Origin of the sequence: Hydrogenophaga sp. (assembly GCF_030373245.1) — a bacterium.
In the GTDB taxonomy this organism is placed as follows: Bacteria; Pseudomonadota; Gammaproteobacteria; order Burkholderiales; family Burkholderiaceae_C; genus Hydrogenophaga.
In genome coordinates this window covers 919758-941929 of record NZ_JAUCZF010000001.1, presented here as the reverse complement: position 1 = coordinate 941929, position 22172 = coordinate 919758, and the positions used below count along the sequence as shown (strand labels likewise).

General features: G+C 64.8%; 20 protein-coding genes. 7 read left to right on the top strand and 13 right to left on the bottom strand.

Annotated elements, in window-relative coordinates:
* Nucleotides 1-12: 12 nt before the first annotated feature.
* The 3 genes from QUV25_RS04490 to QUV25_RS04480 are packed head-to-tail and all read right to left on the bottom strand — an operon-like array spanning nt 13 to nt 5891.
* Nucleotides 13-498 carry a response regulator gene (locus QUV25_RS04490; protein WP_300861619.1) on the bottom strand — a complete coding sequence of 162 codons (486 nt, stop codon included), beginning with the start codon at nt 496-498 and terminating at the stop codon, nt 13-15.
* Nucleotides 498-4337, bottom strand: coding sequence for a PAS domain S-box protein (locus tag QUV25_RS04485; protein ID WP_300861617.1), 3840 nt, complete (start codon nt 4335-4337; stop codon nt 498-500). Before QUV25_RS04485 ends, QUV25_RS04490 begins: the two co-directional genes overlap by 1 nt.
* Before the next feature lie 51 nt (nt 4338-4388).
* Nucleotides 4389-5891: an FAD-linked oxidase C-terminal domain-containing protein gene (locus QUV25_RS04480; RefSeq protein ID WP_300861616.1), complete on the bottom strand. Its 1503-nt coding sequence runs from the start codon at nt 5889-5891 to the stop codon at nt 4389-4391.
* 221 nt (nt 5892-6112) lie between these two features.
* On the opposite strand from QUV25_RS04480, the gene QUV25_RS04475 reads away from it, so the two are divergent.
* On the top strand, nt 6113-6535 hold the full coding sequence (locus tag QUV25_RS04475) for an Hsp20/alpha crystallin family protein (protein WP_300861615.1): 423 nt from the start codon (nt 6113-6115) through the stop codon (nt 6533-6535).
* 66 nt (nt 6536-6601) lie between these two features.
* On the opposite strand, the gene QUV25_RS04470 is transcribed toward QUV25_RS04475, so the two are convergent.
* Nucleotides 6602-7471, bottom strand: a complete 870-nt coding sequence (locus QUV25_RS04470; protein WP_300861613.1) for a LysR substrate-binding domain-containing protein — start codon at nt 7469-7471, stop codon at nt 6602-6604.
* 127 nt (nt 7472-7598) lie between these two features.
* Nucleotides 7599-8447: a formyltetrahydrofolate deformylase gene (purU, locus tag QUV25_RS04465; protein WP_300861612.1), complete on the bottom strand. Its 849-nt coding sequence runs from the start codon at nt 8445-8447 to the stop codon at nt 7599-7601.
* A 107-nt stretch (nt 8448-8554) separates the two neighbouring features.
* Between purU and QUV25_RS04460 the strand changes: the two genes are divergently transcribed.
* Nucleotides 8555-9895, top strand: coding sequence for an aminotransferase class III-fold pyridoxal phosphate-dependent enzyme (locus tag QUV25_RS04460; protein WP_300861611.1), 1341 nt, complete (start codon nt 8555-8557; stop codon nt 9893-9895).
* A gap of 24 nt (nt 9896-9919) precedes the next feature.
* On the opposite strand, the gene QUV25_RS04455 is transcribed toward QUV25_RS04460, so the two are convergent.
* Nucleotides 9920-10705, bottom strand: a complete 786-nt coding sequence (locus tag QUV25_RS04455) for a ChaN family lipoprotein (protein ID WP_300861609.1) — start codon at nt 10703-10705, stop codon at nt 9920-9922.
* 85 nt (nt 10706-10790) lie between these two features.
* On the opposite strand from QUV25_RS04455, the gene QUV25_RS04450 reads away from it, so the two are divergent.
* Complete coding sequence (locus QUV25_RS04450; RefSeq protein ID WP_300862034.1) at nt 10791-11894, top strand: AbrB family transcriptional regulator; 1104 nt, start codon at nt 10791-10793, stop codon at nt 11892-11894.
* 139 nt (nt 11895-12033) lie between these two features.
* Here QUV25_RS04450 and QUV25_RS04445 read toward each other — a convergent pair whose 3' ends face one another.
* The 3 genes from QUV25_RS04445 to QUV25_RS04435 all read right to left on the bottom strand — a co-directional run bounded on the left by QUV25_RS04445 (nt 12034) and on the right by QUV25_RS04435 (nt 14637).
* A complete protein-coding gene (locus tag QUV25_RS04445) occupies nt 12034-12318 on the bottom strand; it encodes a DUF3567 domain-containing protein (RefSeq protein WP_300861608.1) in 285 nt (94 codons plus the stop codon).
* 160 nt (nt 12319-12478) lie between these two features.
* Nucleotides 12479-13582, bottom strand: coding sequence for a DUF3108 domain-containing protein (locus QUV25_RS04440; protein ID WP_300861606.1), 1104 nt, complete (start codon nt 13580-13582; stop codon nt 12479-12481).
* A 164-nt stretch (nt 13583-13746) separates the two neighbouring features.
* A complete protein-coding gene (locus tag QUV25_RS04435) occupies nt 13747-14637 on the bottom strand; it encodes an IclR family transcriptional regulator (protein ID WP_300861604.1) in 891 nt (296 codons plus the stop codon).
* Nucleotides 14638-14878: 241 nt separating this feature from the next.
* On the opposite strand from QUV25_RS04435, the gene QUV25_RS04430 reads away from it, so the two are divergent.
* A complete protein-coding gene (locus tag QUV25_RS04430; protein WP_300861603.1) occupies nt 14879-15892 on the top strand; it encodes a fumarylacetoacetate hydrolase family protein in 1014 nt (337 codons plus the stop codon).
* A gap of 13 nt (nt 15893-15905) precedes the next feature.
* Here the strand turns inward: QUV25_RS04430 and QUV25_RS04425 are convergent, their stop codons facing one another.
* The 4 genes from QUV25_RS04425 to QUV25_RS04410 form a co-directional block, all read right to left on the bottom strand.
* Nucleotides 15906-17063, bottom strand: a complete 1158-nt coding sequence (locus QUV25_RS04425; protein WP_300861601.1) for an ABC transporter substrate-binding protein — start codon at nt 17061-17063, stop codon at nt 15906-15908.
* A 234-nt stretch (nt 17064-17297) separates the two neighbouring features.
* Entirely contained in the window at nt 17298-17741 is a 444-nt protein-coding gene (locus QUV25_RS04420; protein WP_300861600.1) for a VOC family protein, read from the bottom strand.
* A 48-nt stretch (nt 17742-17789) separates the two neighbouring features.
* Nucleotides 17790-18239: a hypothetical protein gene (locus tag QUV25_RS04415; protein ID WP_300861598.1), complete on the bottom strand. Its 450-nt coding sequence runs from the start codon at nt 18237-18239 to the stop codon at nt 17790-17792.
* 27 nt (nt 18240-18266) lie between these two features.
* Nucleotides 18267-18653: a TraR/DksA family transcriptional regulator gene (locus QUV25_RS04410; protein ID WP_300861597.1), complete on the bottom strand. Its 387-nt coding sequence runs from the start codon at nt 18651-18653 to the stop codon at nt 18267-18269.
* A 135-nt stretch (nt 18654-18788) separates the two neighbouring features.
* On the opposite strand from QUV25_RS04410, the gene QUV25_RS04405 reads away from it, so the two are divergent.
* Genes QUV25_RS04405 through QUV25_RS04395 form a run of 3 tightly spaced genes read left to right on the top strand, consistent with a single transcriptional unit; the run spans nt 18789 to nt 22172 of the window.
* The gene (locus tag QUV25_RS04405; RefSeq protein ID WP_300861595.1) at nt 18789-19628 is read left to right on the top strand and encodes an enoyl-CoA hydratase/isomerase family protein; all 840 of its coding nucleotides are present in this window, start codon (nt 18789-18791) and stop codon (nt 19626-19628) included.
* A gap of 48 nt (nt 19629-19676) precedes the next feature.
* On the top strand, nt 19677-20816 hold the full coding sequence (locus QUV25_RS04400; protein WP_300861594.1) for a PhaM family polyhydroxyalkanoate granule multifunctional regulatory protein: 1140 nt from the start codon (nt 19677-19679) through the stop codon (nt 20814-20816).
* Between the two features lie 42 nt (nt 20817-20858).
* Nucleotides 20859-22172, top strand: coding sequence for an FIST N-terminal domain-containing protein (locus tag QUV25_RS04395; RefSeq protein WP_300861592.1), 1314 nt, complete (start codon nt 20859-20861; stop codon nt 22170-22172).

Below are 22172 nucleotides of genomic sequence, written 5' to 3'. Positions count from 1 at the left end.
GGGTCTTTGTGCTCAGTTCAGCTCGCCGAAGCCCGACACTCTGGTGGCTGCGCTGGGCGATTGCGGAGCGGTCTGGTTGATGTTCAGCCAGAACTCGCACACATGCTTCATCGCACTCAAAAACTGCGAGAACTCGGTTGGCTTGGCAATGTAGGCATTGGTACCCGCTTCGTAGGCGCGAAGCAGATCGCTGGGCTCTGTGGACGAGGTCAGTACCACCACCGGAATGTTGTGCAGCTGGTCTGAGCCTTTGATCTCCTTGAGCACGCCGATGCCATCCAGCAGAGGCATCTTGAGATCGAGCAGGATCAGGGTGGGATTGCCCCCGGCGCGGTTGGCAAAACCATCGCGGCGGTAGAGATAGTCCAGAGCCTGCATGCCATCGGACACATGGGTCACGCGGCCATCCAGACCGTGGCGAGCGAGCGCCAGACGGGTGAGCTCAGCGTCGTCGGGGTTGTCCTCAACCAGGAGAATGGTGTCTGCGTTCTTGTTCATCAGGTGAGCGCTCCATACCCCGATTCACGCACAAAATCGGAGGATTGGAAACTTTCAAAAGGTAGCGAAAAGTAGAAAACACTGCCCTCACCCGGTTGGCTTTCCGCCCAGATGCTGCCGCCGTGCCGTTCGACGATCCGACGCGCAAGCGCCAGACCAATCCCGGTTCCTTCAAACTCGGTTGCACGGTGCAGGCGCTGGAACACGCCAAACAACTTATGTGAGTATTTTGTATCAAAACCGACGCCGTTGTCACGCACGAAGAAGGTGTAGCCCACAGCAGGATCCACGCTCCAGCCGACCTCGATGCGAGCGCGCTCGCGCGGCCGGCTGTACTTGTAGGCATTGCCCAGCAGGTTGGCCCAGATCTCGCGCAGCAGCAGCGCATCGCCCTGAACGACTGGCAGATCGGATGCCACCACCCAGTCCACCACCCGGCCTTCGGTGTCGTGCGCCAGCTGCGCCACCACTGTGCCCACGAGCAGGTTGAAGTCCACCGGCGTGATGTTGACTGCCGCCCGACCGAGTCGCGAAAACGCCAGCAGGCCATCGATCAACTGGCTCATGTGCCGTGCCGAATTGCTGATGGTGCCTAGGTAGCGCGAGGTGACCTCGTCGCTGGCTTCACCCAAATGCTCCTGGAGCAGGCTGACGAAGCTGGAAATGTGGCGCAAAGGCGAGCGCAGATCGTGCGAGACCGAGTAAGAAAAAGATTCCAAATCTTTGTTGGCGGCCAGGAGCTGTTCGGTGCGCTCCGCAACCCTGTTTTCCAGCTCCTCGTTGATGTTTCGCATGAGGTCGTCCAGCCGCTTGGCGTCGCTCATGTCGCGGTTGATCTTGGCAAAACCGCGCAACTCACCGTCGTCATCGCGCAACGCAATCAGCAGGGAATGGGCCCAGTAGCTGGACCCGTCCTTGCGCTGATGCCATTTGTTGACTTCGTGCTGGCCGCGTGAAGCGGCCAGGCGCAGCAGCTTCTCGGCCTGATCGCGACCATCACCGGGGTGCTCGATCTCAAGCATTGCACCGTAGTGTCGCCCCAGCATTTCCGAGGGCGAAAAGCCGTCCATGCGCTGCGCGCTGTCGGTCCAGTCGGTAATGCGACCCTCGGCATCGAGGAAAAAAATCGAGTATTCGCGCAGGTTGTCGACCATGAGCCTGAAGCGTTGCTCGCTTTCGAGCAACTCGGCCGAGCGCTCCTGGATCCGCGCCTCAAGCTCGGTGTTGAGCTGGCTTACCCGTTCCTCAATGCGCTTGCGTTCGGTGATGTCAATGATCTGCACAAACACACCCTTGACCTCGCCCTCGTGCATATCCGGCAGATAGCTCGCACTGATGTACATGGCCTCGCCATTCACCGTTTTGCGCCAGGCTTCAAACTGCTGAACCTCACCCTGCAGAGCAGACTGCATCCGGGAGGCGATGTCTTGCCAAACCTCGGCGGGCACACAGTTGCGCAGATGCTGACCCACGATCTTGGCTGGGTTTATGCCGTAGATCCGCTGGTGCTCGGCATTGGCGAACCGGAACCTGAGCTCGGTGTCGAGGTAGGCGATCACGCCGGGCACATGGTCGGTGATGGCCTGGATGAAGCGCTGGTTGGTGCGAAGCGCCATTTCAGCCAACACCCGCTCGGTGATGTCCACCACCGTGGTGTTGCTGTGCAGATACCTGCCATCCGCGTCGCGCACCGCGGTCGAGGAGACCAGCGCGGGGAAGACGCTGCCGTCCCGGCGGCGCATCTCGTACTCGGCTGGCTCGACCACGCCATGGCTTATCAGTCGCTCCAGGCGGGCTTTCAGCATCTCTTCGTTCTTCGGCACCATGAGGTCTTGGTAAGTCAGTTTGCCGACCACTTCGTCCCGCGTGTAGCCCAGCCAGGCCAGTTCCGTGTCGTTGATGGCCACGTATACGCCACTGAGGTCAACGGAGTGGTAACCGCATGGTGCCTGGTTGTAGAGCAACTGAGCCTGCGCCAATGCCGATTCCAGTGCCTGGTTGGCCCGTGATACCTGGTCTTCCGAGGCTTTGCGACTGCTGATGTCCAGCATCTGAATGAAGATGCCTTGTACCGCGCCGTCCTGCCAATACGGGGTGTACTCGATGCTGGCATAAAACGACGGCCCGCCGGGGAACGCGCGCGCTCCTTCGAAGCGCTGCACTTCGCCGGCCAGTGCCGCCTTGAGGTGGGGCTGGGCACTGGCGTAGTTCTCCGGCCGGGCGATCTGGCTCAGGTGCAGACCGATCAGGCTTTGCGGGTCCTGGTTGAGCCAGCGCCCGTAGCTGGCGTTGGCGAAACGGCAGATCAGGCCGCTGTCAAAAAACGCCAGCTGCACGGGCACACTGTTGGTGATGGTCTGCAGGAAGCTGCGTTGCTCGGACAGCGCCGCTTCGGCGCGCTGGCGAGCGGTGATGTCCACCAGCGTGGCGTTGGTGTGGAGGAGGCGACCCTGCGCATCGAACGCGGCGGTGCTGCTGAGCAGTGCTACAAGGGTGCCGCCGTCACGCCGGCGCATGTGAACCTCAATCTGGTCGACTGCTTTGCCCTGCTTGAGTTGACTCAGACGCTGTTTCATCATTTCGACCTGGTCGGGCACGACCAAATCACGGAAACGCAATCGCCCGATGACCTCGTCGCGCTGGTAGCCTAGCCAGTCAAGTTCGGTCTGGTTGATGCGCACTAACAGGCCGTTCGCGTCCACCGAGTGGTAGCCGCAGGGCGCCTGGTTGTACAGGGCCTGAGCGTCTTCGAGCGTCTCTTGAATGCGCTGATTCGCCAGCGCCAACTCATGTGTTCGCTGCTCCACACGGGCTTCCAGGCCTTCGTTGAGCGACCGAATCTGTTCCTGTTGCTGGTGCCCCTCGCTGATGTCGCGTGACACCACCAGCAACATCACCGTCTGGCCGTCTGCCTTGCGGATCGGGGAGATGGCAGTGTCCCACCACTTGGGTGTGCCTTTGAAGGTCGGACCGAAGGCGACAAAGCGGGCCGTTTCGCCACAAGCCGCTTTCATGAGCGCCGCGCGCGCCTCCAGAGCGCCATCGTCGGGCCACCAGGTCGTCCAGTCGCTGTGACGCACGGTCTCGAAATCGTCAACTTCTACCAGCTGGCAACCCTTTGCCGTCATCTGCAGCACGCGCCCTTGCAGGTCGAGCACCTTGGTGCAATCCGGGCTGTTGGCGATGATCTGGCGGTTGAGCTCTTCTTTGAGCTTGGCGTCGGCCTCGAGTGCCCGCAATTCGCTGATGTCCTGCACGAATCCGATCTGACCGCTGAGCCGACCCACCGGGTCATGGATGGGCGTGTTCCGCACCAGCAAATGGGCCACCGACCCGTCGGCGCGCTGCAGACGGAACTCCAGGCTTTGTGACTCGTCAAGCAACACCGAGTCCGCCCAGCGCTGCTGAACCATCGCCTGGTCGTCGGGATGCACCGCCTTCAGCCAGCCGAAGTTCGCAAATTCGGATCGTGGCAAGCCCATGATGCGCTGCAGCTCGTTGTCCACATGCGTGAGCAGGCCTGCTGAATCGGTGTGAAACACACCGATCGGAAACACCTTACCCAGGGCGGCCAGCAGGCCGTCGTATTGCAATTTGGCGGTCTCGTGCTCGGCAGCACTCTTGACGAAATCGAACTCGATCGGCAGTCCGCCGAAACCTGCTTCCGCTTCGGCGTCCTGTGATCGTGTGAGCTGTCTGGCCAGCGCGCGGCGCAGATGCTCGTTCTCGGCGCGCAGGTCTTCCAGCTCCTTGCTCAAGGAAGGCTCGCGAGCGAAATCATCCACCTCGGGCGGGTGAACAGCACGCAAGCTGGCGCGAAGCGGGTGAGAAGCACTCATCGTGCCCCACTGTACCGCAGCCTCCCGAGAGATCCGCGTGAAATATGACCCTCAAAAGCGGGGCAGTTCCGGGTGTGCCAAACGGCCGCCGCGCACCAGCATCTTGCCGTACTCAGCACAACGTTGCAGGGTCGGGATCACCTTGCCCGGGTTCAGTAGCTCTTTGGTATCAAAGGCCCGCTTCACGCCAAACATCAGCGCGTTTTCCGAGGCTGAAAACTGCACGCACATGCTGTTGAGCTTTTCCACGCCTACGCCGTGCTCGCCGGTGACGGTACCCCCCATGGCCACGCTGGTCTCCAGGATGTCCGCACCAAACAGCTCACAGCGGTGCAGCTGGTCGGGGTCGTTGGCGTCGAACAGGATGAGCGGGTGCAGATTGCCGTCGCCGGCGTGGAACACGTTGGCGCAGCGCAGCTGGTACTTTTTTTCCATCTCGCTGATGGCGATCAGAATGTCGGCCAGTCGCTTGCGCGGAATGGTCGAGTCCATGCACATGTAGTCGGGACTGATGCGGCCCGATGCCGGGAATGCGTTCTTGCGCCCGCTCCAGAAGCGAAGGCGCTCGGCCTCGTCCTTGCTCACCGCGATCGCGGTGGCGCCGCAGCGTCGCAGCACTTCACTCATGCGGCCGATTTCTTCTTCGACTTCCTCTGGTGTACCGTCACTTTCGCAGAGCAGGATGGCAGCGGCATTCAGGTCGTAGCCGGCGTGAACGAAGTCCTCCACCGCGGCCGTCATGGGTTTGTCCATCATTTCCAGGCCGGCCGGGATGATGCCGGCGGCGATGACCGAAGCCACTGCATCGCCGGCTTTTTGAATGTCGTCGAAGCTGGCCATGATGCAGCGCGCGAGTTGCGGCTTGGGCACCAGCTTGACTGTGACCTCGGTTGTCACGGCCAGCATGCCTTCGCTGCCGATGATCAGCGACAGCAGGTCCAGGCCGGGGGTGTCGAGCGCCCCGCCGCCGAAGGTAACGGGCTCGCCCTCAATGGTGAAGCCGCGCACCTGCAGCACGTTGTGCACCGTCAGCCCGTATTTCAGGCAGTGCACACCACCGGAGTTCTCGGCTACGTTGCCGCCGATGGTGCAGGCGATCTGGCTGCTCGGGTCGGGCGCGTAGTACAGGCCGTGGGGCGCGGCAGCCTCGGAGATGGCCAGGTTGCGCACGCCGCCCTGCACCACCGCCGTGCGCGAACGCGGGTCGATCGACACGATGTGGTTGAACTTGGCCAGCGACAAGGTCACGCCCATGGCGTGAGGCATCGCTCCACCGGAGAGACCCGTGCCGGCGCCGCGGGCGACCACCGGAACCGACATCGCGTGACAGGTGCGCAGCACGGCCGCCACCTGGGCCTCCGTTTCCGGCAAGGCCACTACCAGCGGGCGCTCGCGGTAGGCGGTCAGTCCGTCGCATTCGTAAGGTACGGTGTCCTCCGATTGCCACAGCAGGGCGTGTGCTGGCAGCTCGGCTTGCAGGGCAGAGACCACCTCGGCCTGCCGCGTGACGCGGCTGAGCTGGGTGGTCTGGAGGGCGGAGGTGGGTGCGTTCATGGCGGGCGTCCGGACGGTCGGCAGAATCGATCTGGGCAAGGCATCAGACCGGCAAAACAGTGTAGGTCAATGGGCCCGGCGCTGCATGAAGAAACTTGCAGCAAGCTTTGAGCGCACCGACTTGCCACGACAAAGACCTCTTGAAATTCAGGGCCATCACCTCCAGTTTCTGAACAGGGCGCCACGCACGCCCGCTTTCACGTCATCCAAGGAGTATTGCCATGAACAGTCTGATTGCCCGTTCCGGTCTGTTTGACGACTTTTTCAAGGACGTCACCCCCGGTTTTTACGTCAAGCCCTTGCACGGCGACCCGCTGCCTGCGCAGATCAAGGTCGACGTGAAAGAAACGCCCACGGCCTTCAACGTGCTGGCGGAAGTGCCTGGGGTGCCGAAAGAAGACATCCAGGTGACCGTCGAAGGCAATGTGGTCACCGTGCGCGCCGAGATCAAGCAGGAGGATCGGCAGAGTGAAGGCGAAAAGTTGCTGCGCAGCGAGCGCTACTACGGCGCAGTCTCGCGCAGTTTCCAGATGCCGGTCGACATCGACGACGCCGCGGCCAAAGCCAAGTGCGAAAACGGCGTGTTGCAGCTCACGCTGCCCAAGAAGGCAGTCGTGGCTGGCCAGCGCCTGACCATCGAGTGAGCGTCGATATCCGTCGCCGCGGCTGGGTGCTGGCACCCGCGCCGCGGCGCAGCGGAGGATACGACCTCAGCCCAGGCTCTTCTTGAGCCAGTCCGAGAATGCGGTGCATTCCCAGCGCTCCATGGTGCCGGTGCGCCAGCACAGGTAGTGGGCATGAGGGCTGGGCACGTGGCGGTTGTACAGCGGCACCAGGCGTCCGCTCTCCAGCCAGGGCGCGGCCAGCTTCAGGCGCACCAGCGCCACACCCATGTCACACGCGGCGCCGTCGCTGAGCAGGCCCATGTCGTTGAACTGCGAGCCGTCGACGGGTTCGGGCCAGTCCAGATCGTGCGCGGCAAACCAGGTTCGCCAGGGCTCCAGCGGGCTGCGAAGCAGCGGCACGCCTTCGAGGTCTTCGGGCCCTTCGAAGGGCCCGTGCTCGCGCGCGAAACCGGGTGAGGCCATGGGTGTCACCTCGTCCTTCATCAGGCACAGGTGCTCCACATCGGCATAGCGCCCGGTGCCGAACCGGATCATGAGATCGGCGTCTTCGGCCACGACATCGAGCAGCGGAATGCTCACCTGCAGTGTGAGATCGATCTCGGGATAGGCCTCGTTGAACTGCTTCAGGCGGGGCAACAGAATGGTGCGGGCGAAGGTCGGCGGAGCCGCCACGCGCAGTTTTCGGCGCCCTGGTGCGGCATCGCTGCTGGGAAACCTTTGCAGTGTGGCCAAGCCTTCGCGCACATGAGCCAGATACTCGCTGCCATCGGTGGTGAGCGAAAAATCCGCCCGGCCGAACAATTTGGTGCCGAGGATCTGCTCCAGCTGTTTGATCCGGTGGCTGACAGCACTCGGCGTCACACACAGCTCTTCGCTGGTCTGCGTGACGCTGCGCAACCGCGCCAGCGCTTCAAAGGTCAGCAGGCACTGAATGGGAGGGATGCGGAGCGTCACATGGAGTCCTCAGTGGTAAAGAACGAGGCGATGTGTGACAGACACGCCGCACATGACCGTCCCGAAGCAAACGTGCGCCAGCCGTGGTGGACAAAAGCCTGCAGGGCCGCATCGGGTGGTGTTCTGGTCATTTGAATACAACTGTCTTGTGACCGTTGAGCAGCACGCGGTGTTCGCTGTGCCACTTCACAGCGCGTGCCAGCACCTGGCTCTCGGTGTCCCGACCCAGGGCGGTCAGGTCCTCCACGGCATCGGTGTGGTCCACGCGGGCCACGTCCTGCTCGATGATCGGGCCCTCGTCGAGGTCGGTCGTCACGTAGTGCGCGGTGGCACCGATCAGCTTGACACCACGATCATGCGCCTGGTGGTAGGGCTTGGCGCCCTTGAAACTGGGCAGGAAGCTGTGGTGGATGTTGATCGCCTTGCCCGCAAGCTCGCGGCACAGGCCATCGCTCAGGATCTGCATGTAGCGCGCCAGCACCACCAGCTCGGCGCCCTCGCTGCGAATCACTTCGAGCTGCCGTGCCTCGGCCTGCGCCTTGCTGGTTGCGGTGATCGGGATGTGGTGAAACGGCACGTTGTAGCCCGCCGCGAGCTGGTAGAAGTCGCGGTGGTTGCTGACGATGGCGCGGATGTCGAGCCGCAGCAGGCCGCTCTTCCAGCGGAACATCAGATCGTTCAGGCAGTGGCCGTCCTTGCTGACGAAGATCACGGTGGGCATCGACTGGGCCAGCGGGTGCAGGCTCCACTGCATGGCCAGGGGCTCGGCAAACAGCTGCAGGTGGAGGCGCAGATCTTCCGGTGTCAGCTGACTGCAGGTGAACTGCACTCGCAGAAAAAACAGGCCAGTGCCATGGTCGTTGAATTGGGCGGCTTCTTCGATGTTGCCACCGCGCTCCAGCAGAAAGCCCGAGACGGCGTGCACGATGCCCGGGCGATCCGGGCAACTCAAGGTAAGGACATAGCTGTTTTTCATGGCCTGAGCATTGTCGCAGGTGGGCTGGCGCGAGGCGGGCGCAGTGGCTCCTGCCCAAGATCCGACGAAGTGCCAAAATCGAGGGTCAGCCCTCCAGGAGACGCCGCATGGCCTACAACGACCTTCGCATGGACAACCAGTGGTTGCCCTTCACGCCCAACCGCAGCTTCAAAGACGACCCGCGCATCTTTGTCGCCGCCGACGGCATGCACTTCACCACCCACGACGGGCGCCAGGTGATCGATGGCATCTCCAGCCTGTGGTGCGTGGGCGCGGGCCACAACCGCAAGCCGATCAACGAAGCGATCAAGAAGCAGCTCGACACACTCGACTATGCGACCGCCTTCAATGTGAGCAACGACCAGGCGTTTCGCGCGGCCGAAAAGATTGCCGCCATGGCGCCGGGCGACCTGAACAAGGTGCTGTTCTGCAACTCTGGCTCGGAGGCGGCCGACACCTCGCTCAAGGTGGCGCTGGCCTACCACCGTGCGCGCGGCGAGGGGCACCGCAACATGTTCATCGGCCGTGAGCGTGGTTATCACGGCGTGGGTTTTGGCGGCATGAGCGTGGGCGGCATTCCAGCTAACCGCAAGGTCTACGGCACGGCGCTGCTGCCCCGGGTCGATCACCTGCGTTTCATCCACGACCCCGTGAACCACGCCTACATCCACAACGCCGAGCCGCTGTGGACCGAAGACCTGCTGCTCGAACTGGAAAACCGCATCCTGCCGCTGCACGACCCGAGCAACGTGGCGGCGGTGATCGTCGAGCCGGTGGCAGGCAGCGCGGGCTGGTACATCCCGCCTCAGGGCTATTTGAAGCGCCTGCGCGAGATTTGCGACAAGCACGGCATCCTGCTGATCTTCGACGAAGTCATCACCGGTTTCGGTCGCCTGGGCCAGCCGTTTGCGTCAGATTTCTACGGCGTGCAACCCGACATGCTCAATTTCGCCAAGGCAGTCACCAACGGTGTGGTTCCGCTGGGCGGCGTGATCTGCACCGACCGCATCTACGACGCCATGATGGGCGCCCATGGCAGCGCGCCGGGTCATGCCATCGAGTTTTTTCACGGTTACACCTATTCCGGCCACCCGGTGGCCTGTGCCGCTGCGCTGGCCACGCTGGATCTTTTCGAACAGGAACAGCTCTTCACCCGCGCGGGCGACATGGGCCGGGTGCTGGGTGACGCCATGCACAGCGCACTCAAAGGCCTGCCCAACGTAATCGGTATCCGAAGCCTGGGCCTGGCGGCGGCGGTTGAGCTCGCGCCGGTGCCGGGCATGCCCGGCAAGCGGGTGTTTGACATTTTCATGGACTGTTACCACCGCGGTGTTCTCGTGCGCAACGCGGGCGAGAACCTGGTGTTTGCCCCGCCCTTCATCGTAGAGGCCTCGCACATCGATCAAATGGTCGGCGTGTTGGCCGACTCGATCAAGAAGCACGCCTAAGACCTGGCGCATGGCCAGCCGGCTTCAGCGCTTCATCTGCTGCTTGAACTCGGCACAGTAATCGCGCGGTGCGCGCGGCGGGCTGCGCCAGATCCGGTCAGCCGCGTTGGGCGCTGCTGCATCGCCATCGGCCACGGCCATCAGCACGCGGGTTTCCAGGCCGCTGCTCAAGTGCACCGGCACGCCCAGGTCGCGGCGCATGTGCTGGTTGCCGGCGATCAGCACCGCCACGCGGCGCGGGTGCGCGGCATTGGACAGGGTGCGGGCCATCGTCAGATCGCGCGCGATCTGCACGCGGGTCATGGGTGTGATCTGGGACTCGGGCAGCAAACCGCAGTGGCCTTCCCGGATGTTGTCGCGTTGCTGGCGCAGGGCCGGCTCGCCCAGGCGCTGGTCCAGCGAATCGTCCTGCATCGCGCTGCGCACCTGCGACGCCGGCAGGTTGCCCCCCAGCACCGGCACGCCGCCGCGCACCGCGACCATGATGCTCGGCCCATAGGCCGACCAGGCCCATTGCTGCGGATTCTGCTGCCACCGCAGGCGCGCCTGCACCGCGCTTTCGCTGGCCGCCGGGGAGAGGCCTTGTGTGGTCTGGCCGGCGTCTGCCATCTCCAGCACCAGGGCGCCCAGCCGGCCGGTCTCCGCCAGCTGGCGCACCAGCTCGGCCTGCAAAGCCTGGTGCTCGGGCGCGTCGTGCTGCTCGCCCACCAGCAGGAGCGTGGCGGGCAAGAGCTGCTGCAATGCCTGGCGCGCCTCTTCAGTCACGGATCTGGGCGTGGCCGGCACCGCGCAGCCGGCCAGTGCTGCCATGCAAAGGGTCATGCTGGCGACAGAGCGCCCGACAGCGGTTCGACAGTTCATCGCAAGATACTAGGTGTTATTCAGCGCTCGCGTGATGGCGCTGCGCATACCTGACGGGTTCACTTCTTTGCCTACTGCGGATGCCTGGCGCCGGATCGCGCTGACCCTGCTGCTCGCGCTGGCTGCTGCCGGCCTGTGTGTCTGGCTGGGCACGCCCGTGCCCTGGATGATCGGCCCCTTGGTCGTTACCTCGCTCCTGTCGCTGGCCGGCGTACCCGTGGCGAGCTGGGTGCCGCTCCGAAACACCGGCCAGTGGGTGATCGGAGCGGCGCTGGGACTGTATTTCACGCCCGAGGTGGGGCGGCTGGTGGCAGGCCTGTGGTGGGCGATTGCGTTGGCCATTGCCTGGGCCTTGCTGCTGGGTGTGGGCTTTGGCGCCTGGTTGCAGCGCGTGCACGCGGGGCGCATTGCAGGCCTGGCGCCCGCCCAGGTGGGCAGCACCATGTTTTTCGCTGGCGCCATCGGTGCTGCGTCCGAGATGACGCTGATTTCGGAGCGCCACGGCGCGCGCACCGATCTGGTGGCGGCTGCCCACAGCCTGCGCCTGCTGCTCGTCACCTTGACGATCCCGTTTGCCTTGCAGGCCTGGGGCGTGCACGGGCTGGACCTGAGCCTGGCGGGTGTGCAGACGGTGCGACCGCTGGGCCTGGCGGCGCTCGCCGCGGCGACACTGGCGGGTGTGGCCGTCATGCTTCGGCTGGATCGGGCGAATCCCTGGTTCATCGGGTCATTGGTGGTGGCCATGGTGCTGACTCTCTCGGGCCAGACCTGGTCGGCCCTGCCCGACTGGCTCACCGCTGCGGCGCAGCTCGTCATTGGTGTGAGCCTGGGCGTGCGCTTCACGCCCGCTTTCCTGCACACCGCCCCGCGCTGGCTGATCTCGGTGGCGCTGGCCACCGGATTCATGATGGCGGTGAGCGCAGTATTTGGCTGGGGCATGGCCCGCCTGACCGGTCTGCACCTGGCCACGCTGGTGCTGGGCACGGCGCCCGGCGGCATCGCCGAGATGGCGATCACCGCCAAGGTGCTGCAGCTCGGTGTACCGGTGGTGACCGCGTTTCAGGTCTGTCGCCTGGTCGCGGTGCTGGTGCTGGTGGAGCCACTCTACCGCTGGCGAATCCGTGCAACGAAAAACTGAGGCGCCCACAAAAAAGCCTGGCGGGCGCCAGGCTTTCTTTCAGAGGGGAAGTGGTCCGGAACGCCGCGAATCCGGCTCCGCCGGGTCGCCAGCGTTGCCTCTGGGGGGAGTGAGGCCGAAGGCGGCGCGAAGGGAGCCTTCAGTGCATCACCACTGGCATCTGAGCCAGCGAAGCATAACCTTCAAGCGTGTCTTCCACTTCTTCCTGAGAAGGCGTGTTTTGTTGCCAGGCGGTGATTTGCAGCTGGAACATCTCGGCCCATGAGCCGTCGAGGTACACCTCTTTGCCCGAGCGTTTATCGACAATCTCGAAGCCGTGGCGCGGGATTTGCGGCCCTTGTGCCACCGGCGCTTCGCCTTCAACTTGCGCGTTGGCGAGGATGTGGACAACGGCAAAGGCATCCGAGTCGTAGAGCATGTGCATGACTGAACTGTCCTTGAATGGCAGAAACCTGTGTTCCTGATGAACGTTATATCGGCAAAAGTGAACTGCTCTGCAGTCCAAGCTGCCTTTTAGATGGGCATCAGGGCAGAAGATTCAAGATGCGTGCCATTTTTGGCACGTTTCTTTGCTTTGGCGAGCCTCAGGGCAACGCGCTGAGGCGTTGATCGACCACGTCGCCGTTTTCCTGCGTGATTCGGATGCGCACCGGCAGATGACCCAGGCTTGGCGCCAGCCAGATGTCGACCCGGCTGTCGTAAGCCTGGCGCGGTTCGCGCACCAGGTGGCGCGCAATCAGCTCGCCGGCTGGCAGCTTCAGCGATTCCAGGCCTTGCACCTCGAAACGCCACACCTCGGACCCCCCGGTTCCAGCCACTGGCACTGCCACGCTCTGCCCCAGGGCATAGGCCTCTGGACGGGCGTTGAGCAGACCGGCGAGCTGGAAAAAGACACTCAAACGGTCTTGCGCTCCGGGCAGCAATTCGGCGTCGGGTGCGTTGTTGCTGAAGCGCACGCGCCCCTGTGCCCGATCAAAATGGGCGGCACGTTCGCTGCGGCTCTTGTCAGCGAACCGCTCGGGCTGCAGGCCGCTGGCCACCAGGGCGCCCTGGCTGGTCTGTACCCGGCTGCCGAGCAGGAAGACGCGAATTTCCATGCGGGCGGTGTAGGCTGCAGGGCTGGCCGACCAGTCAAGTTGGCCCTTGGCGGAATACTCGATGCCCTTCGCTTTGCCGGTGACGGCGTAGTCGAGCCGGGCACTGGCCGGGGGCTGGGCAGGCGGCAGCCGGTTGTCCGCTGGGGCGGGCCGTGACGGGCCAGCCGCCGCCAGCTGAATGCTCTCTTCCAGACCGGTGGAGGCCGGATTGTCGGGCGCGGGCAAGTCGATCGGCCGCCCATCGGCCTCAAACGGGCTGGCGACGTCGCTGAGTGCCGCGACCGTGGCGGATGGCTGTGCCAGCGGTTCGAGGTAGGCGCTTGGTGTTCTGCTTTGGATGGCAGCGGCGGTCTCGATCTGCGCTGTTTCCGGGTTCTCCAGGGTCTTGGGCTCAGGTTCTGGCTGGGCAGCCACAGGTTGCGGAACGGCTGCCCTGGGCTCAGAAACGACTGGTGTGGGCAAAGGAGGCGGCGGCGTCTCGACCACGGGAGCCAGCGTTTCAGAGGGCGGCGCCAGCCAGCGCACCGTGCTCAGGCCCGACGGACGCTGCGGGCTGGCTTGGGCCTCCGCTGGCAAGACCATCGTCTGCATGACGATCTCGTGGGCAGGCTCTGACCTGGCTGAACGGGGTGATTCGGATTGGAAGCTGGGCATGCCGCCGGCGAGAAGGAGCAGATGCGCACCCAGCACCACCCCGCTCAGGACAGTGAGTGCCAGCCAGCTGCGGCCGGTGTGATCGGTTGTGGATCGGGGTGTCACGTCGGGATCGGCTGGCCCAGATCGGCACTGAGCTGTCTGGCGCAGTGCAGCAAGGCGAGAGCGGGCGGGCTGCCCCAGGCGGTGTCCAGGGTGGCCACCGAGCCCAGTACCACAAGGCCCAGGGCCAGGTGGCCTTGGGCGTCGAACACCGGTGCGCAAAAACCGCCGACGCCCGGCAGCAGGCTGTGCACCACGCGTGCCAGCCCGTGTTGGCGGGTATCGTCCAGCAGGGCCTGCACGGCCTGCACGGTTTGCGGCAGGTCGGAGGTGGTCAGGTCGTGACGCGGCATTTTCTTCAGCTGCGCGAGTTCGTCGCGCACCATGGCGTTGAGGCGTTGAGCGTCTCGTCCCTCCTTACCCATGAACGCGGCGAAGCAGCGGCCGGTGGCTGAACTCAGCAGCGGCATCACGTCGCCCAGGCGCAGGGTCACCGGCACGGTCTGGGGCGCTTCGGCCCAGTGCACCATGGTGGGACCCTGGTTGCCCCACACCGCAATCGCCACCGTGTGGCCAGTCTGCGCCAGCAGCGCGGGCACACGTTCCCGGGCCAGTTTCACCGCGTCCACCCGGGCGAGGCCAGCCAGGCCGATGCGCAGCGCGGCTGGCCCCAGGTCGTAGCGCGTGCTCACCGGGTCCTGCATCACCAGGCCCATGCGCTGGAAGCTCACCAGATAGCGGTGGGCCTTGGCCGCACTCATGTGGGCAGCGGCGGCCAGGTCGCGCAGCATCAGGGCGCCTGGCGCGCTGGCCAGCGCATCGAGCAGCTCAAAACCGACCTCGACCGACTGGATGCCCGCGCGGTGGTGGTCTGCCGTGTTGCCTGACGAGGCGCTGGCAGATGTGCGTCGGGTCGTGGCGGGGGAGCGGGTTGGGGATGCTGCAGGCATGGGCGTGAACGTTTGGAGCGCGGTTGCGTGCGGTGGGTTCCTGGCTTGACCGCAGTGCCCGGGTTCGGGCACCATGGCCTAGAATACGATATTTACGGATAGAGGAATCGATTTCACTATTCGTAATGATGAAGTGCCATCACTTTCGGGAATGTTCACTGGCGGTGCCGTGCATCCCAGGGGCGATGGCCGCCACCGATCCATTGATCTGCCCAGGGCGCAAAGCCCGGAGGAAACGCCTATGAAACTCGCTACATACAAAGACGGATCTCGCGATGGCCAGCTGGTGGTGGTGTCGAGAGACCTGTCGACCGCGCATTATGCGACGGGCATTGCGCACCGCTTGCAGCAGGTGCTGGACGACTGGAACTTTCTGGCCCCGCAGCTGGAGGACCTTTACCTCACCCTCAACCAGGGCAAGGCGCGTCACGCCTTTCCGTTCGATCCCGCCATGTGCATGGCGCCGCTGCCTCGCGCCTACCAGTGGGCCGACGGTTCGGCCTACATCAACCATGTAGAGCTGGTGCGCGCGGCCCGCAACAGCCAAGTGCCAGAGACGTTCTACACCGACCCGCTGATGTACCAGGGCGGCAGCGACGACTTTATCGGCCCGCGTGACGACGTGATCGTGCCCAGCGAAGACTTCGGCATCGACTTCGAGGCCGAGATCGCGGTGGTCACCGGCGACGTCGCCATGGGCTGCACGCCCGAGCAGGCGATCGACGGCATTCGCCTGCTGATGCTGGTCAACGATGTGTCGCTGCGCAACCTGATCCCCGCCGAACTGGCCAAAGGCTTCGGCTTTTTCCAGAGCAAGCCAGCCAGCGCTTTCGGCCCGGTGGCCGTCACGCCCGACGAACTGGGGGACGCCTGGCAGGGCGGGCGGGTGCATTTGCCGGTGGCCAGCACCTGGAACGGTCGTCAGGTCGGTCTGTGCGACGCAGGCCCCGAAATGACTTTCCACTTCGGCCAGCTGATCGCCCACATCGGCAAGACGCGCAACGTGCGCGCCGGCTCCATCGTCGGCAGCGGTACGGTGAGCAACCGCGGCATCGAGGTCAACGGCAAGAAGGAGTGGCCCAAAGGCTACAGCTGCATCGCTGAGAAGCGCTGCATCGAGACCATCGTCGACGGCCAGCCCAGCACCGAATTCATGAAGTTCGGTGACACCATTCGCATCGAGGTCAAAGGCAAAGACGGCCAGAGCGTCTTCGGTGCCATTGACCAGAAGATCGCATCGCTGAACCCGGCCTGAACCCCCGTCGGTCTCAGCTGCGGATCTTGCCGTCGGCCGTGATCATCGACAGCTCTGCGTAGCTAGACGCCACGTGGTTGTTCGGGCTGAAGGACACGTTGAAGCCCCCCATGGACCAGCCGCGGATGCTCTCCAGCCCGGCAATCAGGGTGTCGCGGGTGAGCCGCCCACTGGCGCGGCGCGCACCCTCTGCCATCAGCTTGGCTGCCATGAAGCCTTCCATGCTGGAGAAGTTCGGCTGCACCTTGTTGCCTCCCTCGCTGATGGCGGCAAGAAACTCGCGCGTGATGGGACGCGAGGCACTGTAGGGCGTGGGCACGACCTGACTGATCGCCACGCCAGCTCCGTCGGGACCCAGCGTGTCAGCCAGCGCCTGCGTGCCGACGAAGGACACGTTGTAAAACGTGCCGCCAAAACCCGCCTTGCGAGCCGCGCGGATATAGGCCGCACACGATGCGTAAGCGCTGATCTGCACCACCGCATCTGGCTTGGCGGCGTTGATGATGTCCACCGCCTTGGCCACATCAACCGTGTTGCGCTCGACCGTGGCAGTCGCCACCGGCTTGAGCGAGCGCGCCGCCAGCGCCAGTGTCACGCCGTCAAGACCTGCCTTGCCATAAGCGTCGTTCTGGTGGAACACCGCGATCTTGTTCAAGCCCAAGTTGGTCAGCTGGCGCACGATCAACGCGGTTTCGTCGTTGTACGACGCCCGCATGTGGAAGGCGATGCGGTTGAATGGGTTGCGCAGGCCCATGGCGCCGGTGAAGGGCGCGAAAAAAATCGTTTCGGCCTTGGTCGCCAGCGGCAGCGCAGCCACGCTGGTGGGTGTGCCGATGTAGCCGAACAGGGCGAACACATCGTCGGCCAGCAGCTTGCGGGTGTTTTCGGCGCAACGGTCTGGCTCGTAACCATCGTCGAGCTGGCGAATCTCGATGCTGGTGCCGCCCAGGCCCCCCTTGCCATTGAGCTGGTCGAAATACAGCTTGGCTCCGGCATGGAACTGGATGCCGAGCTGGGCGGCCGGGCCGGAGAAGGCGGCCGACTGGCCCAGCACCAGCCGGTTGCCCGACTGCGCGCGCAAGCTGGGCGCACCCAGTACCGCTGCGCCGGCGAGCAGTGCTGTGAAGCGTCGACGGGAAACCGGAATCGGGTGAGTTGAAACTGCGGGCATAGGTCGATCAAATGGGCTGCAAACGCCCCTGGCCTGTGCGCAGGCAGGATGCCTGGCAGGCCGGGAATGAGATTGCGATGCTATCGCCGCGACCGCCGATGTGCCCGCTGTCTGACCGCTGAAAGGCGCCGTTTGTCGAACCGCTGATTCCCTGATGCAGCTGGTGGATAGTCAATTAATACCTGAGTACTAGTTAATTGTGTGCCGCTCGTCCTCGGGCCGTGGCCTCCGCACTCAGGATGCAAAGATGGCTTCGGCCGAGGCAAAGCCCTTGATCTCGATCGGGTTGCCAAACGGATCGCAGAAGAACATGGTCCATTGCTCGCCCGGTTGCCCTTGGAAACGCCCGTGTGGCGGCAGCACGAACTCGATGCCCGCCGACTTCAGGCGTTCAGCGACGGCCTGCCAGGCGGGCAGCAGCAGCACCAGCCCGAAGTGGGGCATGGGAACCAGGTGCTCGCCCACACGACCGGTGCGCGTCGTCTTGAAGGGCTCCCCCAGATGCAGCGAGATCTGATGGCTGAAAAAGTCGAAGTCGACCCAGGTGTCGGTGCTTCGGCCCTCGGTGCAGCCCAGCACACCACCATAAAAGCGCCTCGCCTCATCCAGATCGGTGACGTGGAAGGCGAGGTGAAACAGGCTGCGCGCCGGCAGTTCGGTGGGAGGGGTCGCGTTCATGCGCGCAGGATATCAAACGCGCCGGTTGCCACGGCGATTGGCCTGGCTTCACCGCTGGGACGGATCGGCAGCGCGTTGGTCGTACTTCTGGAAGTACTTTCGCGCCATGGCCACCAGCTGAGGATCGCTCGGATGGTCGCAGGTCACTACGTCCACGATGGCCTTATCCACCGCTTTGTCGTGCCGTTGGCAGTGCGTGCGGAATTCGGATTTGGCTTCCGCGGGCCCAGTGACCAGTACCTCATGCACCCCGACCAGAGCTTGCGCGACAGAATGGTAGAAAGTCTCGTCGGCGTTGTCGTGGCCGCCGCTCCCGGAGTGGTGGCCGCTGGCCGACGGTCCGCGACCGTGTTTCATCCCATGCGATCCGGCATGACCGCCCGTGGCGACGTGATGGCTGCGCGATTTGATGCGCTGCGATTCCACATGTTCACGATCGAACATCAGCACATGGGCTTCTCGGCGGTCGATCCAGACAATGGCGTGGTACGTGGTCATATGAGGCCTTTCAGTCGTTGCAATTCTTCAATAGGTGGCGGTGTGTGAGCCGCCTTGCGCCTTTTCCCGTTTTTCCTGGCAGGCCACGCAGCGCATCGCAGTGGGGTTGGCGTGCAGGCGCGCGGTGCCGATCTCGACCCCGCAATCCAGACACAGGCCAAAGCTGCCATCGGCCACGCGCTTGAGCGCTTCGTCGATGGCCACCAGCTCGGCCGATTCGCGCTCCTCCAGCGCAATGCTCAGGTCACGTTCCGCATCGGCCTTGGCCCAGTCGTCGCTCTGTTGTTCACGCGCCTGGGCCGCCGCTTCCGCGCGGCTCACCGCGCCGCCGCGTTGTCCGCGCAGTTGCGCCAGCACGTCGGTGCGCATCTGAAGCAATTGCTGGGCAAAGGTGTCTGAAATGGGCTGGCTCATGCAAATCTCCTGGTGAATCAAATTCATTTTCATGTTGCGCCTGAAGGTCCGCAGGCGTGTTGACGCACATCAATCGCATCGCCCCGTCGGCCAGGCGGCAGAATGCTTGGCAACGACTCACTCCTGGAGACCTTGATGAATGCCGTTGACTACAGCCGTTACCAGACGCTGCACATCACCCGCCGCGGCCCACCCGTGAACGGCGTGCCCAGCGTGCTCGACATCCAGATGCGCGCCGACGGGCCCGGCGGCAACGGCAAGCTGCCCACCGCGGGCCATGAGGGCCACTGGGAGCTGAGCGAAATCTGGCGCGATGTCGGACGCGACGACTCGGTGCGCTGCGCCGTGCTGCGCGGCAGCGGCCTGGGCTTCTCGGGTGGCGGCGACCTCGCCCTGGTGCAGGACATGGCGACCGACTTCGAGGTGCGCACGCGAGTCTGGATGGAAGCGCGCGACCTGGTCTACAACGTCATCAACTGCGACAAGCCCATCGTCAGCGCCATGCACGGCCCGGCGGTGGGCGCGGGGCTGGTGGCGGGGCTGCTGGCCGACATTTCGATCGCGGCGAAGAGCGCCAAGATCGTGGATGGCCACACTCGCCTGGGCGTGGCGGCCGGTGACCACGCCGCCATCGTCTGGCCGCTGCTGTGTGGTCTGGCCAAGGCCAAGTACTACCTGATGCTGTGCGACCCCATCAGTGGCGAAGAGGCCGAGCGCATCGGGCTGGTTTCGCTCGCGGTCGACGAGGCCCAGCTGATCGACAAGGCCTATGAAGTGGCCGACCGCCTGGCCAGCGGCAGCCAGACCGCGATCCGCTGGACCAAGTACGCACTCAACAACTGGTTGCGTCAGGCCGGCCCGGCTTTTGACACCTCGCTGGCGCTGGAATTCATGGGTTTTGCCGGTCCCGATGTGCACGAAGGTGTGGCATCCTTGCGCGAGAGGCGTGCCCCGCGCTACGGCGTGGACGGCTGATTCCGGCGCGCCGGCAGATCCATCACAAGACCCACCAGGAGACTCCCCATGAGCGACACACCCGGAAGCGGTTTCGGCAAGTTCGTGCCCGGCTTTGAATTCCTGCAGAACCTGGCCGGCCAGGCCGCCAGCGGCGTGGCACAGGGCCTGGGCAACAGCCTGCCGCAGCTGCCCAACCTGGGTCACTGGGTGGCGCCCACATTCAACGTGGAAGACCTGGAGAAACGCATCGAAGAGCTCAAGGCGGTGCACTTCTGGCTCGACCAGAACGCCAAGGCCCTGGGCGCCACCATCCAGGCGTTGGAGGTTCAGAAAATGACGCTGGCCACGCTGCAGGGCATGAACTTCAGCCTCGGCGACGTGGCCAATGCGCTCAAGATCAAGGCCGCCGACACCGTGGCCGGCCTCACCGGTGGTGCGGTGTCCGCCCCCACCAGCTTCGCCGGTCTCGAAGTACCCGAGCGCACCTACGGCAGCTCGCCGGTGGTGGGTTCGCCGCAAATGCCTCAGCCCAGTCCGCCGCCCGCTGCGCCCGCTCGCAAGCGACCGGCCCGCAAGGCCCAGGCGAACAACAAGGTTCCGCTCACGCCGGTCGGCGGCGTGGTCGACCCCATGCAGTGGTGGGGCGCGCTGTCGCAGCAGTTCCAGCACATCGCCACCAACGCCATGAAAGACGTGGCCAAACAGACCGCGCTGGACGGCACCAAGAACGCCGCCAGCGGTCTCACCAGCCAGGCGGTGAAGACCGCCAGCGGCGTGGCGGGTGCGGTCACGCGCGGCATCACCGGCACCGTGAGCCGCAACGTGGGGGCGGCCGCTGGCCTGGGCCAGGCCGCTGCCCGCGCCGTCACCAGCCGGCGTGCCGCTGCCAGCCCGCCAGCGCCAGCCAAAAAAGCGATGGCCATGAAGAAAAAGGCAGGCGCCAAGGCCGCGCCTGCCCAGGAGTCTCCTGCGGCCGCGCGCCGTGCGCGCTCTGCGTCAGCACAGCCGCTGGGCAAGGGCGAATGGCCAATGCCAACCGCGTTTTTTCAGGTGCCGGGCTTCACGTTGGGCGGTGCGGCCGACGACAAGCCTGCGCGCGTCAGCGCCAAGAAAGAGCCCGCCACCCAGGTACGCAAACCGACCGTGAAAAAAGCCGCTGCGCGCAAATCCTCCCGAAAGACCGCGAGCGCACGCCCCAAGCGCTGACGCCGGCACGAACCTTCCGGACCCGCCGCGGTCCCACCCCGCATGAAACTGTTTTCTCACGCCCACGCCACCCACCCGCAGTGGCGCATGGCCGCTGCCATGGTGCTGGCCCAGCTGCGCGCTCAGATGGCGCTGCCCGATCACGCCGCGTCGCCCCCGCTCGCCCTGCTCTACATCACCGACCACTACGCCGAGGAGGCCCAGGCCATCCTTGAACACCTGAGCGCCGAGCTGCCCGAGGTGACCGACTGGGCGGGCACGGTGGGCGTCGGCATTGCGGCCAACAACGTCGAGTACTTCGACGAGCCGGCCATGGCTGTCATGCTGTGCGACCTGGCGCCCGATCAGTACCGCGTGTTCAGCGGTGTGGCGCCGCTCTCGGCCAGCGGACGCGAGGATGGCAGTGACGGATTCGAGGCTCACACCGCGCTGGTCCATGCCGATGGCGGCACGCCTGAAGTGGCCGAGCTGATCACCGAAATCGCCGAGCGCACCTCCACCGGCTATGTATTTGGTGGCCTGGCCAGCAGTCGCAGCGCGGTGGCACAGTTTGCCGTTGGCAGCATCGGCACGCTGCGCGGGCAGGGTGCGGCTACCGGGGTCTTTCGTGGCGGGCTCAGCGGCGTGGCGTTTGCGCCCTCGGTTGACGTGATTTCGCGCGTCACCCAGGGTGCGCAACCGGTGGATCGCGAGCGCCGCATCACCGAGGCCGACGGCAACCAGGTGTTCCGGCTGGATGGCGAGCCTGCGCTCGGCGTGCTGCTTGAGCGTTTTGGGCTTTCCCTCGATCGCTTGCCTGAAACCGTGGCGCGGCTGCGCACTCTGCTGGTTGGGCTGCGTGAACCTGAAGAGCCGAGCCACCGTCCGGGTCCGCGCCCGGCACTGCGGGTCAAGGGCCAGTTCGGCGCCGATGTGCTGGTGCGCCACATCATCGGTCTGGACCCGACGCGCGGCAGCATCGCGGTGGCCGAGCGGGTGCCCGAAGGCGGCTATCTGGCGTTCTGCGAGCGCAGCGCGCAGGCTGCCCGGGCCGATCTGATGCGAGTGTGTGCCGAGGTGCGCGAGGAGCTGGAGCCCGAAGAGGCCGTCATGACCCTGGCCACCGCCGTGTCGGCCGGTGAATCGGATGCCTCGCCACTCGGTGCGCGGCGCATGGTGGGCGCGGTTTATGTCAGCTGTGCGGGGCGCGGTGGCCCGCACTTCGGTGCCCCCAGCGCCGAAATGCAGATCGTGCGCCACGCGCTGGGTGATGTTCCCCTGGTGGGCTTTTTCGCCGGGGGCGAGATCGCCCACCACCGCCTCTACGGCTACACCGGTGTGCTCACGGTGTTCACTGCGGCAGCCGAAGCGACCTGA

Coding starts and splice junctions, on each gene's coding strand:
- QUV25_RS04490 (WP_300861619.1), bottom strand. CDS start 498: ATGAACAAGAACGCAGACACCATTCTCCTGGTTGAGGACAACCCCGAC.
- QUV25_RS04485 (WP_300861617.1), bottom strand. CDS start 4,337: ATGAGTGCTTCTCACCCGCTTCGCGCCAGCTTGCGTGCTGTTCACCCG.
- QUV25_RS04480 (WP_300861616.1), bottom strand. CDS start 5,891: ATGAACGCACCCACCTCCGCCCTCCAGACCACCCAGCTCAGCCGCGTC.
- QUV25_RS04475 (WP_300861615.1), top strand. CDS start 6,113: ATGAACAGTCTGATTGCCCGTTCCGGTCTGTTTGACGACTTTTTCAAG.
- purU (WP_300861612.1), bottom strand. CDS start 8,447: ATGAAAAACAGCTATGTCCTTACCTTGAGTTGCCCGGATCGCCCGGGC.
- QUV25_RS04460 (WP_300861611.1), top strand. CDS start 8,555: ATGGCCTACAACGACCTTCGCATGGACAACCAGTGGTTGCCCTTCACG.
- QUV25_RS04455 (WP_300861609.1), bottom strand. CDS start 10,705: ATGGCAGCACTGGCCGGCTGCGCGGTGCCGGCCACGCCCAGATCCGTG.
- QUV25_RS04450 (WP_300862034.1), top strand. CDS start 10,791: ATGGCGCTGCGCATACCTGACGGGTTCACTTCTTTGCCTACTGCGGAT.
- QUV25_RS04445 (WP_300861608.1), bottom strand. CDS start 12,318: ATGCACATGCTCTACGACTCGGATGCCTTTGCCGTTGTCCACATCCTC.
- QUV25_RS04440 (WP_300861606.1), bottom strand. CDS start 13,582: ATGCAGACGATGGTCTTGCCAGCGGAGGCCCAAGCCAGCCCGCAGCGT.
- QUV25_RS04435 (WP_300861604.1), bottom strand. CDS start 14,637: ATGCCTGCAGCATCCCCAACCCGCTCCCCCGCCACGACCCGACGCACA.
- QUV25_RS04430 (WP_300861603.1), top strand. CDS start 14,879: ATGAAACTCGCTACATACAAAGACGGATCTCGCGATGGCCAGCTGGTG.
- QUV25_RS04425 (WP_300861601.1), bottom strand. CDS start 17,063: ATGCCCGCAGTTTCAACTCACCCGATTCCGGTTTCCCGTCGACGCTTC.
- QUV25_RS04420 (WP_300861600.1), bottom strand. CDS start 17,741: ATGAACGCGACCCCTCCCACCGAACTGCCGGCGCGCAGCCTGTTTCAC.
- QUV25_RS04415 (WP_300861598.1), bottom strand. CDS start 18,239: ATGACCACGTACCACGCCATTGTCTGGATCGACCGCCGAGAAGCCCAT.
- QUV25_RS04410 (WP_300861597.1), bottom strand. CDS start 18,653: ATGAGCCAGCCCATTTCAGACACCTTTGCCCAGCAATTGCTTCAGATG.
- QUV25_RS04405 (WP_300861595.1), top strand. CDS start 18,789: ATGAATGCCGTTGACTACAGCCGTTACCAGACGCTGCACATCACCCGC.
- QUV25_RS04400 (WP_300861594.1), top strand. CDS start 19,677: ATGAGCGACACACCCGGAAGCGGTTTCGGCAAGTTCGTGCCCGGCTTT.
- QUV25_RS04395 (WP_300861592.1), top strand. CDS start 20,859: ATGAAACTGTTTTCTCACGCCCACGCCACCCACCCGCAGTGGCGCATG.